At 43.0% G+C, this 16365-nt stretch carries 13 protein-coding genes and 1 pseudogene; 7 read left to right on the top strand and 7 right to left on the bottom strand.

Annotated features, from left to right (window positions below):
- Positions 1–114 precede the first annotated feature (114 nt).
- Positions 115–1614, top strand: a pseudogene (gene putP / locus CXF62_RS14450) (sodium/proline symporter PutP).
- 558 nt (positions 1615–2172) lie between these two features.
- Here putP and CXF62_RS14455 read toward each other — a convergent pair.
- From CXF62_RS14455 to CXF62_RS14465, 3 genes are all read right to left on the bottom strand, one after another.
- Complete coding sequence (locus CXF62_RS14455) at positions 2173–3528, bottom strand: outer membrane protein transport protein (protein WP_102094927.1); 1356 nt, start codon at positions 3526–3528, stop codon at positions 2173–2175.
- Positions 3529–3841: 313 nt separating this feature from the next.
- Positions 3842–5341, bottom strand: a complete 1500-nt coding sequence (locus CXF62_RS14460; protein WP_102094928.1) for an outer membrane protein transport protein — start codon at positions 5339–5341, stop codon at positions 3842–3844.
- A 222-nt stretch (positions 5342–5563) separates the two neighbouring features.
- A complete protein-coding gene (locus CXF62_RS14465; protein ID WP_102094929.1) occupies positions 5564–5821 on the bottom strand; it encodes a SlyX family protein in 258 nt (85 codons plus the stop codon).
- A 231-nt stretch (positions 5822–6052) separates the two neighbouring features.
- On the opposite strand from CXF62_RS14465, the gene CXF62_RS14470 reads away from it, so the two are divergent.
- The 6 genes from CXF62_RS14470 (at position 6053) to CXF62_RS14495 (ending at position 12424) form a co-directional block, all read left to right on the top strand.
- A complete protein-coding gene (locus CXF62_RS14470) occupies positions 6053–7996 on the top strand; it encodes an ATP-binding cassette domain-containing protein (protein ID WP_102094930.1) in 1944 nt (647 codons plus the stop codon).
- 521 nt (positions 7997–8517) lie between these two features.
- The gene (gene petA / locus CXF62_RS14475; RefSeq protein ID WP_057759305.1) at positions 8518–9102 is read left to right on the top strand and encodes a ubiquinol-cytochrome c reductase iron-sulfur subunit; all 585 of its coding nucleotides are present in this window, start codon (positions 8518–8520) and stop codon (positions 9100–9102) included.
- A 7-nt stretch (positions 9103–9109) separates the two neighbouring features.
- Entirely contained in the window at positions 9110–10330 is a 1221-nt protein-coding gene (locus CXF62_RS14480; RefSeq protein WP_370587744.1) for a cytochrome b, read from the top strand.
- The gene (locus CXF62_RS14485) at positions 10330–11043 is read left to right on the top strand and encodes a cytochrome c1 (RefSeq protein ID WP_101205476.1); all 714 of its coding nucleotides are present in this window, start codon (positions 10330–10332) and stop codon (positions 11041–11043) included. The genes CXF62_RS14480 and CXF62_RS14485 overlap by 1 nt, the downstream gene beginning before the upstream one ends.
- A 195-nt stretch (positions 11044–11238) precedes the next feature.
- Positions 11239–11853 carry a glutathione S-transferase N-terminal domain-containing protein gene (locus CXF62_RS14490; protein WP_058024136.1) on the top strand — a complete coding sequence of 205 codons (615 nt, stop codon included), beginning with the start codon at positions 11239–11241 and terminating at the stop codon, positions 11851–11853.
- 133 nt (positions 11854–11986) lie between these two features.
- Complete coding sequence (locus tag CXF62_RS14495; RefSeq protein WP_102094931.1) at positions 11987–12424, top strand: ClpXP protease specificity-enhancing factor; 438 nt, start codon at positions 11987–11989, stop codon at positions 12422–12424.
- Between the two features lie 149 nt (positions 12425–12573).
- On the opposite strand, the gene dcd is transcribed toward CXF62_RS14495, so the two are convergent.
- The 4 genes from dcd to CXF62_RS14515 form a co-directional block, all read right to left on the bottom strand.
- Positions 12574–13149, bottom strand: a complete 576-nt coding sequence (gene dcd / locus CXF62_RS14500; protein ID WP_058024138.1) for a dCTP deaminase — start codon at positions 13147–13149, stop codon at positions 12574–12576.
- Between the two features lie 176 nt (positions 13150–13325).
- Positions 13326–14552, bottom strand: coding sequence for an iron-sulfur cluster carrier protein ApbC (apbC, locus tag CXF62_RS14505; RefSeq protein WP_102094932.1), 1227 nt, complete (start codon positions 14550–14552; stop codon positions 13326–13328).
- A gap of 204 nt (positions 14553–14756) precedes the next feature.
- On the bottom strand, positions 14757–15557 hold the full coding sequence (locus tag CXF62_RS14510) for a 3-hydroxybutyrate dehydrogenase (protein ID WP_102094933.1): 801 nt from the start codon (positions 15555–15557) through the stop codon (positions 14757–14759).
- Between the two features lie 128 nt (positions 15558–15685).
- Positions 15686–16315 carry a 3-oxoacid CoA-transferase subunit B gene (locus tag CXF62_RS14515; RefSeq protein WP_102094934.1) on the bottom strand — a complete coding sequence of 210 codons (630 nt, stop codon included), beginning with the start codon at positions 16313–16315 and terminating at the stop codon, positions 15686–15688.
- Positions 16316–16365: the final 50 nt, after the last annotated feature.

Here is a 16365-nt window from a genome sequence, read left to right on the forward strand (position 1 = left end):
TTAATTAATGGCTTTTTTTGTCTTTAAATATTGTTTTGGACATCGCCTTGTAGGACAGAACTTTTATAGTTAAAAAATAATTACAGCCAACCATGTTGGTTAAGGACAATTTATATGAACGGAGTTTCTAGTGGCGTGCTGATATCACTCGGCGCCTATTTCTTAGTGATGATTGGGATTGGTGTTTACGCTTATTTTAAGCAAGCCAATGATACTGAAGGCTATATGTTAGGGGGTCGTAACTTAGGCCCAGCAGTAACCGCACTTTCTGCAGGTGCATCAGATATGTCAGGTTGGTTACTACTTGGCTTACCTGGTTATATGTTTGCCGATGGTGTGGTCAGTATTTGGATCGCGCTTGGTTTGACATTAGGTGCATTATTAAACTATCTCATCGTAGCACCTCGCCTTCGTGTTTATACTGAAGTGGCTGACAACGCTATCACCCTACCCGATTATTTTGCCAACCGCTTTGAAGACAAGTCGCACATGCTACGCGTCATCTCAGCAGTGGTCATCATTCTATTCTTTACCGTCTATACCGCTGCAAGTCTTGTAGGTGGTGGTAAACTCTTCGAAAGCTCACTTAACCTATCGTATAGTACTGGCCTATGGGTTACTGCTGGTGTGGTTGTGGCTTATACGCTATTCGGTGGTTTCTTAGCAGTATCTATGACCGATTTCGTACAGGGCGTCATCATGCTGTTTGCCATGGTAATCGTACCTGTCGTTGCCTTTACTGATCTTGGTGGTATTTCAGCCACTACAGAAGCGGTTAGAAACATCGACCCTACCCTTTTAGACGTTACTAGCGGTATGAGTGTTATCGGTATTATTTCGTTAATGGCATGGGGCTTAGGTTACTTTGGCCAACCGCATATTATCGTACGTTTTATGGCGATTCGTTCAGTGAGAGATGTACCGACTGCACGTAATATCGGTATGAGCTGGATGGTTGTGAGTCTTATTGGTTCACTAATGACTGGTTTTGCTGGTCGTGCCTACGTACAAAAAACTGCGATGACGCTGGATGATCCTGAGACTATCTTCTTAGTATTCACTTAGTTCTTGTTCCATCCATTGGTTTCAGGCTTCCTATTGGCAGCTATTTTAGCAGCAATTATGAGTACTATCTCATCACAGCTATTGGTTGTATCAAGCTCTTTAACCAAAGATGTATACAAACTATTCTTTGATAAAGATGCACCAGAAGCTCGCCAGGTATTGGTTGGTCGTGTTTCTGTCGTAGTGGTTGCTCTAGTATCTATCATGCTTGCTTCTAATCCAGATAGCTCAGTATTGAACCTAGTTTCTAATGCATGGGCAGGATTTGGTGCAGCGTTTGGTCCATTGGTTATCTTCAGCCTGACATGGCGTGGTATGAACCGTAATGGTGCTGTTGCCGGTATGGTTGTTGGTGCTTTGACTGTTATCCTATGGATTTATGGTCCTTTCCAAGTAGATGGTATGGCATTGAATAGCTGGTTATATGCTATCGTCCCAGGCTTTATCTTAAGTACTATCGCTATCTTTGCTGTTAGTATCATGACTGGTGGCCCAAGACCTTCAGTTTCTGCTAAGTACAAAGAGATGGAGCTAAACTTAAATAAATAAGTTTACGTAATATCTTAAGTTTATTGCTATAAAAAAACCTCGTCACTATTGGCGAGGTTTTTTTCATGAGTGACGACTTAGTATATTTAACCTACTACAGTATTAAACAAAGAGAACTTATGATCAATGAGACAGTAGTATGGATAGCTCTGTGATGGATATACTAAGCCAGATTGTCCTAGCCTATTTGGCATTCCAACTGCTGCTCACTTTTACGAAGTAAGCCTTTATCAACAATACTTCTTTTCTTAATATCACATTTGATTATCTATTTAGATCTTTTCCTTGTGTACCTCAAGTATGCTACGTTATTAACAACTCATTCGGTAAGGTACGAGTGCGTATAGGTTCTTAAATGCAAGGGTATTTGCTGTATATGGACACTAAGCTAAACTAGGCAAATAAAATGTAGTCGTGCTATATGAATTAGTACTATAAAGATTATATTTGCTGTTCTATCTATATTTGAGAACTTACAGTCAAATAGGTAATAGAAAGCCCATAAAAAAGCGACCTATGATAGGTCGCTCTTTGTTAGGTTGCTATTATAAAGTCAAATTATCTCGCTTGATAAGATAGCTTCACACCAGCGATAAAGCCGTCATTATCTTGGAAATCACCAACGATCTTTCCACTAGGTAGACGACCTTTTGCATCACCGAACCATAAGTATTTACCACCAGCAGACACTGCCCAGTTTTCCGTCACGTTGTATTTGGCACCAAGACCGACGCTGTAATAGCCATCGACAGGACCTAACGACGTTGTTGGATCACCGGCACCACTATCCCAACCCACAGTACCACTTATAGCAAGTGCAGGCGCGACACGCTTGGCAAGACCAAGCTCCACTTGCCATTGGTCATCTTCGTATTCAACCAAGTCCAAACCATCAGGGCCGTAATTACGTTTACTAACGTCATTATATAATGGTGGTGTGATGGCAAAATCGCTCCATGGTACCCAACGGACTTTTGCCGTTGCTAAAGTAGTCGGATTGATACCTGTTTGGAAATCAAAGTTGACTGATTTAGGGGTTGTAATCTCATAATTACTGTTCCGGTTAGCAGCCGCAGCCCCTATAGCCGCTGCCTGTGCTGGAGTCGCTCCTTGCTGCAAAGCAGCTCCTTGAGCCAAAATACCTGCTATAGGATAATTCTCAGAGATATCTATATCATGGTCAATCTCAGAACGATAAGTCAACGCTGCTTTTAGAGCAATTTCAGGCTTGCTATAGGCAATACCTGCTATATAACCGTAATCCATATCAGGATTGCTGTTTGAGGTATAACCACTAGCAGGCCCATAAGCTAAGCCACGCAGCTTGGTTTCAGATTGGATACGCTGAGCAACTGGACCACCATAAATTTGGAAGTTTTTATTCGCGCCGAACTTCATACCAAGGATACCCGTTAGGCTTTGGCTACGAACTTCTACATTGGTATTTTCACCTGCAGTACTTGCTTCGGCTAGTGCTATGGCACCTGCAGTCTGTGGGTCTACACCATCACCTACCAAAGCCCCTCCTGAAGCATTCCTGTCTTCACTTGCCACAAAATTGCTTTGAGTATACTCAGCAGCAGCACCAAATGGCTCATCGTATAAGATACCAACACTGAAAGTATCGTTAATATCTGCTTTTACGCCATAACGGAAGAAGTCATAAGATTCAGCAATGTCGCCCGTTTTATTGCCGCGCTCATAGTCATTTTGGCCAGGGTTGACATTCGCACTATCGTAGCCGCTTACATCAGCGTCAATATAAGTATAGACCGCTTCAGCGTAAGTGCCATCTTGAAAAAAGGCAGTGACATCTTGACCTGAGCGATCCAGACCAGCAGCGTTGGTTACGCTAGCAACAGAGAGAGTAGCAATAGCTACTGCGAGGGTTTTCAAATGAAAGGTAGTGCGCATTGTGTATCTCCAACGGTCCTTGTTGTATTAATACTTTAATAACCATTATGTAGCATTGCTATGCTCGATATTGATATTACTAAAGTCTTGTCCTAAGTTGAATACTAATGTCTTTTTGACACTAAAACAACATTTAAAGTGCTTTATTTCTCAATTATGACTGAACAGTACATATAAGATATAAATAAAATGCTGTGGTTTACTTTTTGTCTTTAATGTGATTTTTAAAAATACATAATAAAAAAGCGACCCTTAAAGGATCGCTTTTTTATCAATAACATTTAGGAGTTTTACTATATAACTAAGCTATGAATTACTGAGCTTGGTAAGAAACCTTTACACCAAGTACAAATCCATCGTTGCTTTCGAAGTCGCTCACAATAGCTTTCGTTGGAATCTGACCTTCTGCATCACCAAACCATAGATACTTACCACCGGCAGATACGGCCCAGTTCTCAGTAACGTTGTATTTAGCGCCTAAGCCTGCACTATAGTAGCCTTCGATAGGACCCAATGAAGTTACAGGGTTGCCAGCACCACTATCCCAACCGACAGTACCACTTACTGCCAATGCTGGCGCTAAGCGTTTGGCCAGACCTAACTCTACTTGCCATTGGTCATCGTCATAGCTGACTAAAGATAAACCTTTATCATCATTAGTTGCTTGCTTGCTTACTTCATTATAAAGTGGTGGAACGATTGCAAAATCACTCCATGGTACCCAGCGTACTTTGGCAGTTGCTAAGGTTGTAGGGTTAATACCAGTTTGGAAATCGAAGTTAACTGATTTAGGTGTAGTAATATCTAGCGTATTACCTTGATTCGCTTCACCACCTAAAGCTGCTACTACTGGATATATCTCATCGATATTCGAGCTGTGGTCAATTTCAGAACGATAGGTCAAAGCCGCCTTTAGAGCAATTTCAGGTTTACTATAAGATATACCAGCGATATAGCCATAGTCGGTATCAGGACTAATATGAGCGGTATAGCCTGTAGCAGCACTATAGGCACTACCACGAAGACTTACATCAGCTTTGATACGCTGAACAACAGGACCACCGTACACTTGGAATTCTTTGTTTTGACCAAACTTAGCACCTAGGATACCTGTGATGCTTTCGCTACGGACTTCAACATTTGTGCCTTCATCATTCGCAAGGCGACCATCCGCAAAGCCTTCTAATTGCTCAAGTTGATTTAACTGTGCTTGACCTTCTGCTAGCTGCGTTTCGCCAGCGGCGATACCTGCTAAACCAGCATTAATCTGTGGACGCAGTGCAGGCTCAAGTGCTGGGTTTTGATTAACAGCTGCTTGGGCTTGTCTTACTTGCTCTCTAACTGCATTTAAACGAGTTTCAGCAGCAGTTAACTGGTTTTGAGTACCTTCAACTAAACCTTTCAACTCTTCTACATTATTAACGCCTAATCCACCTAGACGCGATGCAATAATATTATTAACAGCATCAGTTGGTGCGCCTACAAAGTTATTATTTCCAGTGTAATCGGCTGCTGCACCAAAAGGCTCATCATATAAGATACCAACACTGAATGTATCGTTGATATCTGTTTTTACGCCATAACGGAAAAAATCATAAGACTCTGCGATGTCATCGATCTTATTACCTGAGGTATCTTTACCAGTAACATCAGCATCGATATAAGTGTAGACAGCTTCTGCATACGTGCCGTCTTGTAGGAATGCGGTGATATCTTGGCCTGAGCGATCAAGGCCAGCAGCACTAGCGACGCTAGCAACAGAAAGAGTAGCAACAGCTACTGCAAGAGTTTTTAAATGAAAGGTGTGGCGCATTTTATATCTCCAAACATCCGCATTGTTTTACTGTTTTACCAAGTATTAATTAATAGGTAATCAGCATCCGAGGTGGGAGATAGTAAAGACTTTTTAACACTAAAACAACTACAAAAACACATTATTTCTATGTTATGACCACATAGTCATCAGACAGTATCTATATATAAAAATACGTATATACTTCCCGCTATTAGATGCTTTCTTTCCAAATTCTACTCATTAATAATGTGGCGGTCTGTCTGCCATTACATCAAATGTTGCAATACCGCTTTCCGTATCTTGACCTTCAATCTGTTTATAAATCAGCTGTAATTGACGTTGCAGCGTATGAATATCTCTGTCTTGTCGCGTGATTACGTCATCCAGTCGTTCGACGGTCACTTCAAGATGCGCGAGGCTCATTTGCAAATCGATTACTTGGGCTTGCAAATCATTTTGAATATCAGAAGTATCATCTGTAATTCTAGGTTGGTTCATATTTTTCTCTAAATTATATTAAGTATTAAATTGAAAGGATGGATTGTTGAGAGGTACTGTAGATTAGAGATAAACCTACAAACATAGTCATGGAATAGGAGCAGTTAGTAAAAGCAATAAATAGTACTGATAAAACTATTTACTCGCACTACAGTAACGTGGTGGCATGTTATACTGCAGGCAATTTTGCAACAACCCCTACCTCACTATTATATAAGCTTAAGATACTCTATGGCACTGATTCATTTAAAAGACATTCACTTAGCCTTTGGCATCGCGCCTGTTCTTGATGGTATTGATTTTTCTATCAATACAGGCGAGCGTGTGTGCTTGATTGGCCGCAACGGCGAAGGTAAATCCACTTTGTTTAAACTGATCAATGGCTCATTGCAGCCTGACAGTGGCGAGATTATTACCAACAGTAGCATGCGTGTAGCGATGCTAGAACAAGACGTTCCCGAGACCAGTGGTCGCATATTAGACATCGTTATGGGCGGTAGTCGTCGCACGGCTGATTTGCTCATTAACTATAATAAGCAGGTCGATATGTGTGCGAATGGCGATATGGATGCCTGTGAGCACATGGCGACCCTACAACATGATATCGATGCGGTACATGGCTGGGACTTAGAACGCGATGCCATGCGTCTGATTACGACCATGGGCCTTAATCCAGAAGACGACTTATCATCCCTATCTGGTGGTCGTAAACGCCGCGTGTTACTCGCTCGTGCGCTAGTCACTAAGCCTGATGTGCTACTCCTAGATGAGCCAACCAACCATTTGGATGTTGAAAGTATCGAATGGTTAGAGCGCTTTTTGCTCGATTGGCAAGGCCTGACGTTGTTGTTCGTGACTCATGATAGAGCATTCGTCAATAAACTATCGACTCGCATTATTGAGCTTGACCGTGGCCAATTGACCAGCTATGACGTGACGCAAGGCGAAGGTGGTTACGCGCGCTATCAAGAGCTAAAAGAGCTACAGTTACAGGCTGAAGAAAAGAACAATGCCAACTTTGATAAAAAACTGGCACAAGAAGAAGTTTGGATTCGCCAAGGTATCAAAGCACGTCGCACTCGTAATGAGGGCCGTGTACGTGAACTAAAAGCCTTACGTGAAGAGCGTAGCGATCGCCGTGAGCAAGTGGGCAATGTAAACATCACCATGGGTCAAGGCGAGAAAAGCGGTAAGCTTGTCTGTAAAGTCAAAAACTTACATCTTGAATATGACGGCAACGTACTAGTAGATGATTTTACGACCACTATTATGCGTGGAGATAAGATTGGTATTGTCGGCCCTAACGGTGCGGGTAAAACTACGCTTATTAAAGCCCTACTCGATATGTCTGATGACGAAGTTACCAAGTCTGGTAGCGTCGAATTAGGTACTAATCTGAAAATCGCATTTTTCGATCAGCTGCGTGATCAATTGGACCTTGAAGCGAGCGTTGCACAAAACGTTTCGGAAGGCTCTGACTTTGTCGAAGTTGGCGGTCGTAAGACGCATATCATGAGCTACTTGCAAGATTTCTTATTTGCTCCAGAGCGCGCACGTACACCTGTCAAAGCCTTGTCTGGTGGTGAGCGTAACCGAGTACTACTGGCTAAACAGTTATTAAAACCTGCCAATATCTTAGTACTCGATGAGCCAACCAACGATTTGGATATGGCAACACTTGAGCTATTAGAAGAGTCAGTCGCCAGCTTTGGTGGTACGATTTTGCTGATCAGTCATGATCGTTCATTCATGGACAACGTCGTTACCTCTACGTGGGTGTTTGGCGAAGATGAAGATGGCAAAGGAGTGGTCAGTGAGTATGTAGGTGGTTATCAAGAGTACCTCGTACAAAAGAACCGCGAAGAAGCATCTCGTGCTGCAAAAGCACCTGCCAACAATGCAGCAAGCAATAAAGCGACAAACAAGTCTGGCACAGCAGCGAAACCAAATAAGGCAGCCAAAAAGCTAAATTATAATGATCAACGCGAACTGGATAACTTGCCAAAAGAAATCGCTGCACTCGAAGCCGAACAAGCTCAATTGCAAGAAAAGCTGGCCGATGGCTCTTGGTTCAATACCGACTTTGATGCGGCGACAGCTGCTAGTGAGCGTCTCTTAACCATTGAAGATGAGATGATGCACAAGCTTGAACGCTGGAGCGAGCTTGAAGGCTAGTATTGGCAACTCTCTAGCTGAGTTTATTGGAATATCGCATGTGTATTTTGCATTGCTTATTTCGATAAACAAGTTTCTGATAGTCTGACAAAACATTATTAATCATTGTGAAGGCATCACCACTTTATTATATAGAGTGGTGATATTTGTTTTACAGCAACTTACAAAGTAGTTAGATGGTGAAAGTTAGTGAACATTACCTTAATTTCAAGTATCATTCGCTATTGCTGAAAATCCTTATTATTTATAAGGTCATCACATCATAATCCTTGTTAAAGCAAAGTTAGCGTTAAGCGTTGATAATCCAACTGTTTTGGTTTGATTATCATATTCAACCTTCTAATATGTCCTATTGAGGTTGCTTTATTTTTAACGCAATAATTTATTTTATCACCGAAATAGCTTAGAATAGCAACAATTAGCAAAATTAGGCACAGCTAAAGTGGCTTGATATTGTATATTTTCTAAGCCACAAACCCAGTGTGGGATAATCCCATTTCATTCACCTGGAGGAAGTATTAATGAGCCAAGCCGAAGGCGTTAATGTACAACGCCGTAGAGTTCTTATTGCCTCAACTGCCGCGATTGGTGCAGCTGGGGTAGCTGCCGTGGCGACACCTTTTGTCCGTTCTTGGTACCCAAGCGCTAAAGCTGAGGCTGCAGGGGCTGCAGTGACCCAAGATATTGGTTCTATCGAAGATGGACAAATGATCGTCGTCAAATACCGTGGTAAACCTATTTATGTGGTTAAGCGCACCGAAGACATGGTTGCAGGACTAGAGTCAGTCAAACCTCTATTATCTGATCCTGAGTCTGATGCGTCTCTACAACCTGAATATTGCAAAAATCCTACTCGCTCTTTAGATCCAACCGTATTGGTGGTCGAAGGCGTTTGCACACATTTGGGCTGTGCACCAAACTACCGTCCTGATGTGGGCGCGGTGGATTTAGGTGGTAATGATTGGTACGGCGGATTTTTCTGTCCGTGTCACGGGTCAAAATATGACTTAGCAGGTCGCGTATATAGCGGCGTTCCTGCACCACTTAATTTACCCGTTCCAGAATATGGTATGGATGGTACCATCTTGACGGTTGGGGAGGCTTGATATGAGTATGGGTAAAAAGTTAATGCATTGGGTGGACGCGCGTTTTCCAGCGACCGAAACCTATGAATACCATATGTCAAAGTACTACGCACCAAAGAACTTTAACTTTTGGTACTTCTTTGGCGTGCTATCAATGATCGTACTGGTCAACCAATTGGTGACTGGTATATGGCTTACGATGATGTACAACCCAAGTGCCGAAGGGGCATTTGCGTCTGTTGAATACATCATGCGTGACGTAAAAGGTGGTTGGCTCATTCGCTATATGCACTCAACCGGCGCATCTGCGTTTTTCGTCGTTGTATACCTGCATATGTTTAGAGCCTTGCTATATGGTTCATACCAAAAACCTCGTGAGCTTATCTGGCTCATCGGTATGGGTATCTACCTAGCACTTATGGCAGAAGGTTTCTTCGGTTACCTACTACCTTGGGGCAACATGTCATTCTGGGGTGCTCAGGTTATCTTGAACTTACCTGCAGCTCTACCTGTTATTGGTGATGGCCTTGCTGAATGGGTACGTGGTGACTATATCATCTCTGGTATTACTCTAAACCGTTTCTTTGCGCTACACGTTGTTGCTATTCCATTAGTACTGGTAGGCTTAGTATTCATGCATATTGTAGCATTGCATCATGTGGGCTCGAACAACCCTGATGGCATCGATATTAAGAAGCTAAAAGATAAAAATGGTGTGCCATTAGACGGTATCGAATTCCATCCGTACTACACTGTGCATGACATGGTTGGTATCGTAGTGTTCTTTATCTGTTTCTTTGCAGTGGTATTCTTCTTCCCAGAAGGCGGCGGTTTCTTCCTTGAACCACCAAACTTTGAGACAGCGAACTCACTGAAAACACCAGCACATATTGCACCAGTATGGTACTACACGCCGTTCTACGCTATTTTACGTGCGGTTCCTGACAAGCTTGGTGGCGTGATTGCGATGGGTGGTGCGATTGCCGTACTGTTCTTGATCCCATGGCTTGATAGGTCTCCTGTGCGCTCTATACGTTACAAAGGTATATTATCTAAGATTGCGCTGACCGTCTTTGCTATTAGCTTTGTTGTATTGGGCTACTTGGGTGCGACGCCTGCTACACCAACGGCAACCATCATGGCTCGTGTATTCACGATTCTATATTTCTTGTTCTTCTTACTGATGCCTTTCTACACTGCGATTGAGAAGTGTAAACAGCCACCAGAACGCGTTACCGGAGGTCACTAATGAACACGCTAATTAAATCCCTAGCTGGTCTAGGCTTAGGCGCGGCATTAACCTTGACTGCTGGTACGGCAATGGCTTCAGGCAGTGGCTGCGGTACATTCACCAATGCAGATGGCGTTGATGAACACCTGGCTTGTAGTACAGCTCCTATTGATTTTACCAATAAGGGCTCACTACAAAACGGCGCGAAGATCTTTATGAACTACTGTGCTGGGTGTCACTCAGCCAAGTACGTTCGTCATTCGCGCATTGCTAAAGATTTAGAGATACCGCCTGAGTTGGTTGAAAAGTATTTGATGGTTACTACCGATCAAATCGGTGACCACATTACTGCTGAGATAGATCCTGAGATTCAAGCATCTTGGTTTGGCGCAGCGCCGCCTGATCTATCACTTGAGACACGTCTACGTGGCGACGACTGGGTATATACTTACCTACTATCGTTCTATGAAGATCCAAGCCGTCCTTGGGGTGCAAACAACTTAGTACTGGCCAATGCAGCGATGCCTCACGTATTGCATAATATGCAAGAAGAGTTGAGCCAAGAAGAGTTTGAATCTGAAGTTGGTGACTTGGTTAACTTTATGGCGTGGATGGGTGAACCTGCTCGTCACGACCGTCAAGTAATTGGTTTCTTCGTCATTCTATTCTTATTAGTACTGCTCATACCAGTTTACTTATTAAATAAAGAGTTCTGGAAAGATGTTAAATAAGTCATAGTCAGCAGATAGTTCTTCGAATTAAAAAAGGCACTACTTCGGTAGTGCTTTTTTCTGCCTTGATATAGAGCATAAATACTAGATAAGCCGGAAAATAAGTCGCTCAGCGCTAATGTTTACGCACACTACCTTGATAAACGTTGCGAGTTTGTTTACGATGACAACCTTCACTATTAACATTAGGCTTTCATGATTGATGCGAATGACATTCCAAGTAGTCAGCTAATTTTGTATGCTGATGACGGCTACGACAGTCATGTGGTACGCCTATTACTTGAAGAAAAAAAGCTCGCTTACTATTTGTCTCGCTTACATTCTGAGCGCCCTGAAGATTTGACTGAGCTAAACCCCTATCATACCTTGCCTGTATTGCAGCAGCGTGAGATTGCGCTTTATGAGATTAACGTCATTTTTGAGTACCTTGAAGAGCGTTATCACACAAACAAACTGCTCCCTGAGACACCGCAAGAGCGTGCACAGTTTCGCCAACTGGCTTGGCGCATTCAACGTGATTGGTTAGTACTTGGCAAGCGTCTGCTGACGCATCCAGATAGCTTTAATAAAGCACAGGCTGCCGTTGCCAAAAAACAGCTTAGTGATTCGTTGATTACTCTGTCACCGCTGTTCGCTCATAAGCCTTATTTTATGGCTGATGAGTTTGGTTGGTGTGACGTGTTATTAGCACCACTATTATGGCGATTAGATGAGATGGGGATTGAGCTGCCACGTGCCATTAGCCGTCCATTGTTCGAATACCAAACGAGAGTGTTTGAGCGTAGTAGCTTCCAAAAAAGCGTGCGTTGATTAGACAAGTATCGAAAGCTGTCCTAAAATAAAGTATAAATAAGATAGACGTTAATTAGCATTTGTCATGTGATAAATTGCTAAACGAGATATTTTTCAATTATTAAAAATTATTAGTATAGGAAATCATTAGATGAGCGAAACCACCTCTATTACACCTACCCGTCCTTATATGGTACGCGCACTATATCAATGGATAGAAGACAACGCTCTGACACCATACTTGATGGTCGATGCCACGGCTGACAATGTGCAAATACCAACCGAACATGTGCAAGACGGTCGTATCGTATTAAATATTGCCAGCCGTGCTACTGGTAACATGAGTATGGAAAACGACTATATTCATTTTAGCGCACGCTTCGGTGGTGTATCACAAGAAATCTGGGTACCGCTTACTGCGGTGATGGGTATCTATGCAAAAGAGAACTCACAGGGTATGTTCTTTGATCCTAACGAGTATGACAACTATCAGCCAGAAGACGACTCAGCACCAATGTCTAACAACAGTCCTGCTAAAGCGCCTAAACCAAAGCGCGATAATAAAGCGGGTTTAAAGGTCTTAAAGTAGAAAATCTTGAAATAAATAGAACCTTAGAACAGTTCTATTTAACCCAATAAAAAAGCTAGCCATATTTAATATGACTAGCTTTTTTATTAACTATTTAAAGGCTTATTAACTTTCTATAACTGATAAGCTTTTAAACGGACGCCTACTGATTAGGTTCTTGGCAGTGTCACGCCACGTTGACCTTGGTATTTACCACCGCGGTCTTTGTAGCTGGTCTCACAAACATCATCAGCATCACTTTGGAAGAACAGCATTTGCGCAACGCCTTCACCAGCATAGATACGGGCTGGTAAATTAGTCGTATTACTAAACTCTAAAGTGACGTGCCCTTCCCACTCAGGCTCAAGCGGCGTTACGTTGACAATAATACCGCAGCGCGCGTAAGTTGACTTACCTAGGCAAATAGTCAATACATCACGTGGAATACGGAAGTACTCCATAGTACGTGCTAAAGCAAACGAGTTAGGTGGAATGATACACTCGTCACCAACGATATCGATAAAGCTTTTATCATCGAAGTTCTTAGGATCAACGACCACTGAATGTACATTGGTAAAAACTTTAAATTCAGGAGCACAGCGCACATCATAACCGTAGCTTGAGGTGCCGTAGCTAACCAAACGCTCGCCTGCATCATTAAAACGTACTTGACCCGGCTCGTATGGCTCAATCATGCCGTGCTCTTCGGCCATTTTACGAATCCAGCGGTCAGACTTAATAGACATTGTTGTTCCTTAGCAAATATTTAATAGCGACGATTATACGGAAGTGATGGCAAAATTTATAGCGTGATGGCTGTTTTATCCTACTTGCTTTTTTATCCCACATTGACTTCAGGATATTCAAACCACCATCACCTTATATCATTTTTATTCTTTACAGCTATTGTTATCAATACTCGCTAAAAAATCCGCTTGTCATCAATAGGTTTGGCAAATTTGTTAATATTGGCTTCGATATTTTTTGCAATGCTCACATAGTAGCTCGCAAACTCATCATCAGCCAAGACACTCGGTATGCCTTTATCTACTTGCGCACGAATACCACTCGCAAGTGGCAACTGACCCAGTAGTGGCACCTGATACTGCTCAGCGATAAACTCACCGCCGCCAGACCCAAAGATCGCTTCGGTATGGTTACAGTTGCTACAGGTATGTAGCGCCATGTTTTCAACCACACCCAGCACAGGAATGTTGGTTTTGTTAAACATCTCAACGCCTTTTTGTGCATCAAGCAGGGCAACATGCTGCGGTGTCGTGATAATGACAGCACCTGTGACTGGAATACGCTGCGCCAATGTCAACTGTATATCACCCGTACCAGGCGGCATATCAATTACTAAATAGTCTAGCTGCGGCCAGTTGGTTTGATTATATAGCTGCATCAATGCACCCGTGGCTTTTGGTCCACGCCATGCAACCGGCGTATTATCTCCATCGAGCAAACTACCGATAGAGAGCATTGCCATACCGTGCGCATCGACCGGTACGAATTGCTCGTTTTCTAACTGCGGTTTTACGTCAGCAACGCCTAACATGGTTGGCATACTAGGGCCGTAAATGTCAGCATCAAGCACACCAACACGATTACCAAGCTTTTGCAATGCCAACGCGATATTGACTGTCGTTGTCGATTTACCAACACCGCCTTTGCCTGATGCTACCACGATGATATGACGAATACGAGGATGCGCTGCTAATGAGGCTTGTGTTGGTGCTGCTTTAGTGATTGTTGGCTCAGCATCGGTATTGTTAGCACTGCTATCAACGTTCGATGATGGTTTAGATTGAGACACCATCGCGTCAGTCGTTTTTGGCATTGCCTTTGGTAAGCTTGAACCTGAGCCTTTTTCTGGCGCTGGCAGACGCACATTCATATGAATCGTGGTAATGCCATGCGGATGTAGCAACTGTCCCAGCTCCTGTTGGATAGCTTCAGGATTACTATCTTTCGGCAGACGCAAGTCTAACGTGAGTGCATCGCCTTTACGCTCAAGGCCGGTGACCATGGTGGTAATACTGACCGAGTTTATCTCGTAACCCAGCAATACCTTATCGACAGCGCTGTCTCGTTCCGCTTGCAACTGCGGCGTTTCTTCTGTGGGCTTTTTTTTCATAAAATTAAACATAGCGACTATTGTTGCCTATACAAGTGGATAGGTGTGGCAAACTGCTTAAGGCATATCGCAGCATATCTAACACATGCTGGTGGTGAGCCGATAGAGCCATTTAGCCAAACCTTTTATCGTGCTAGTGTAGCTGAATTGAACGCATAAAAAAACCACAACGCCAGTAGGTCTGACTTTGTGGTTTTTAGCATTTACATATATCGCTTAATTCATAAACCAACCATGGCTGGCCACGATAGATTGTCCGGTAAATACGTTGGTTGGAAAAGCGGCTAAAAATAGTGCCAATTGGGCAATGTCTTCCACCGTGGTAAATTCTTTATCTACTGTGTTCACCAGCATAATATCGTTGATCACTGACTCTTCACTGATGCCCTTTTCAGCTGCCTGCTCGGGGATTTGCTTTTCTACCAAAGGTGTTTTGACAAAGCCTGGACAAATCACATGCGAACGTACTTTGTGTGCTGCACCTTCTTTGGCGAGTACACGACACAGACCTAGTAATCCGTGCTTGGCGGTAACATAAGGCGCTTTATATAATGAAGCCTCATGTGAATGAGCAGAACCCATATAAATGACCGTGCCACCTTTATCGCCTTTATACATGTGCTTAATCGCGGCTTTAGTGGTCAAAAATGCACCATCCAAATGGATGTTAAGCATTTTTTTCCAATCGCTAAATGCCATCTTATCGATAGGATCAATGATCTGAATACCGGCATTCGAAACCAAAATATCAATGCCACCAAAAGTATCAACTAGCTGCTGTACACCGTCATTTACCGCATCTTCTGACGTCACATCCATGGCAATCGCGAGAGCACGTCCACCAGCAGCTTCAATCGCATCAACGGTTTTCTGAGCTGCTTCAAGATTGATATCAGCAATACCAACTGCCGCGCCTGCTTTGGCATAAGTCTCAGCGATGTCACGTCCGATACCACTTGCAGAGCCAGTGACCAATGCTACTTTGCCTGTCAAATCTTGTTGTAATTGAGTCGCCATACATATTCCTTATAATGGTCTAAAATACTATTAATTTTTATAAAAATAGAACTGAATGAATACGCCACTATAATTATAGTGGCGTATTTATCTGCGGGATGAAGCTCATTGATTTTAAGGCAATCACATTACTGGATAATGTTGACGGGCGTTTTTTCTTGTAACTCATCAAAGCTCACACCATCTGCCAGCTCAACCAATTTTAACCCGCTGTCAGTAACGTCTAATACGGCAAGCTCAGTGATGATACGATCAACCACGCCTTTACCCGTCAATGGTAGTTCGCAATTGGCCAGAATTTTTGGGTCGCCGTGTTTATTGACTTGTTCCATTAGGACAATCACGCGCTGTACGCCTGCAACCAAGTCCATCGCACCACCCATGCCTTTGACCATCTTTTTGGGAATCATCCAGTTAGCAAGATCGCCTTTTTCTGAGACTTCCATTGCGCCCAATATTGCCAAGTTGACATGACCGCCGCGAATCATCGAAAAGGACTCTGAACTACTAAAATAACTGGCCCCTGCTTCTGCGGTCACGGTTTGCTTGCCCGCATTAATCAGATCGGCATCGACGGCATCTAATGTAGGGAACTCACCAATACCCAGCAAGCCGTTCTCTGATTGTAGCCATACGTCTACGCCTTCAGGAATATAGTTAGCGACTAGCGTTGGTAGACCAATGCCTAAGTTGACATAATAGCCATCTTGTAGCTCTTTTGCAGCGCGTTGCGCCATTTGCTCTCTTGTCCATGCCATGCTGATTTCCTTATTTTTTACGATATTCTATTTTTACTTATCTAAACGAT

The organism is Psychrobacter sp. MES7-P7E (genome assembly GCF_002863645.1).
In the GTDB taxonomy this organism is placed as follows: Bacteria; Pseudomonadota; Gammaproteobacteria; order Pseudomonadales; family Moraxellaceae; genus Psychrobacter.

What these genes read in the sequence shown, in the direction of transcription:
- CXF62_RS14455 (WP_102094927.1), bottom strand. Translation starts at nt 3,528, where the DNA reads ATGCGCACTACCTTTCATTTGAAAACCCTCGCAGTAGCTATTGCTACT.
- CXF62_RS14510 (WP_102094933.1), bottom strand. Translation starts at nt 15,557, where the DNA reads ATGGCGACTCAATTACAACAAGATTTGACAGGCAAAGTAGCATTGGTC.
- CXF62_RS14485 (WP_101205476.1), top strand. Translation starts at nt 10,330, where the DNA reads ATGAACACGCTAATTAAATCCCTAGCTGGTCTAGGCTTAGGCGCGGCA.
- CXF62_RS14470 (WP_102094930.1), top strand. Translation starts at nt 6,053, where the DNA reads ATGGCACTGATTCATTTAAAAGACATTCACTTAGCCTTTGGCATCGCG.
- CXF62_RS14480 (WP_370587744.1), top strand. Translation starts at nt 9,110, where the DNA reads ATGGGTAAAAAGTTAATGCATTGGGTGGACGCGCGTTTTCCAGCGACC.
- CXF62_RS14460 (WP_102094928.1), bottom strand. Translation starts at nt 5,341, where the DNA reads ATGCGCCACACCTTTCATTTAAAAACTCTTGCAGTAGCTGTTGCTACT.
- CXF62_RS14515 (WP_102094934.1), bottom strand. Translation starts at nt 16,315, where the DNA reads ATGGCATGGACAAGAGAGCAAATGGCGCAACGCGCTGCAAAAGAGCTA.
- apbC (WP_102094932.1), bottom strand. Translation starts at nt 14,552, where the DNA reads ATGTTTAATTTTATGAAAAAAAAGCCCACAGAAGAAACGCCGCAGTTG.
- petA (WP_057759305.1), top strand. Translation starts at nt 8,518, where the DNA reads ATGAGCCAAGCCGAAGGCGTTAATGTACAACGCCGTAGAGTTCTTATT.
- CXF62_RS14465 (WP_102094929.1), bottom strand. Translation starts at nt 5,821, where the DNA reads ATGAACCAACCTAGAATTACAGATGATACTTCTGATATTCAAAATGAT.
- CXF62_RS14490 (WP_058024136.1), top strand. Translation starts at nt 11,239, where the DNA reads ATGATTGATGCGAATGACATTCCAAGTAGTCAGCTAATTTTGTATGCT.
- CXF62_RS14495 (WP_102094931.1), top strand. Translation starts at nt 11,987, where the DNA reads ATGAGCGAAACCACCTCTATTACACCTACCCGTCCTTATATGGTACGC.
- dcd (WP_058024138.1), bottom strand. Translation starts at nt 13,149, where the DNA reads ATGTCTATTAAGTCTGACCGCTGGATTCGTAAAATGGCCGAAGAGCAC.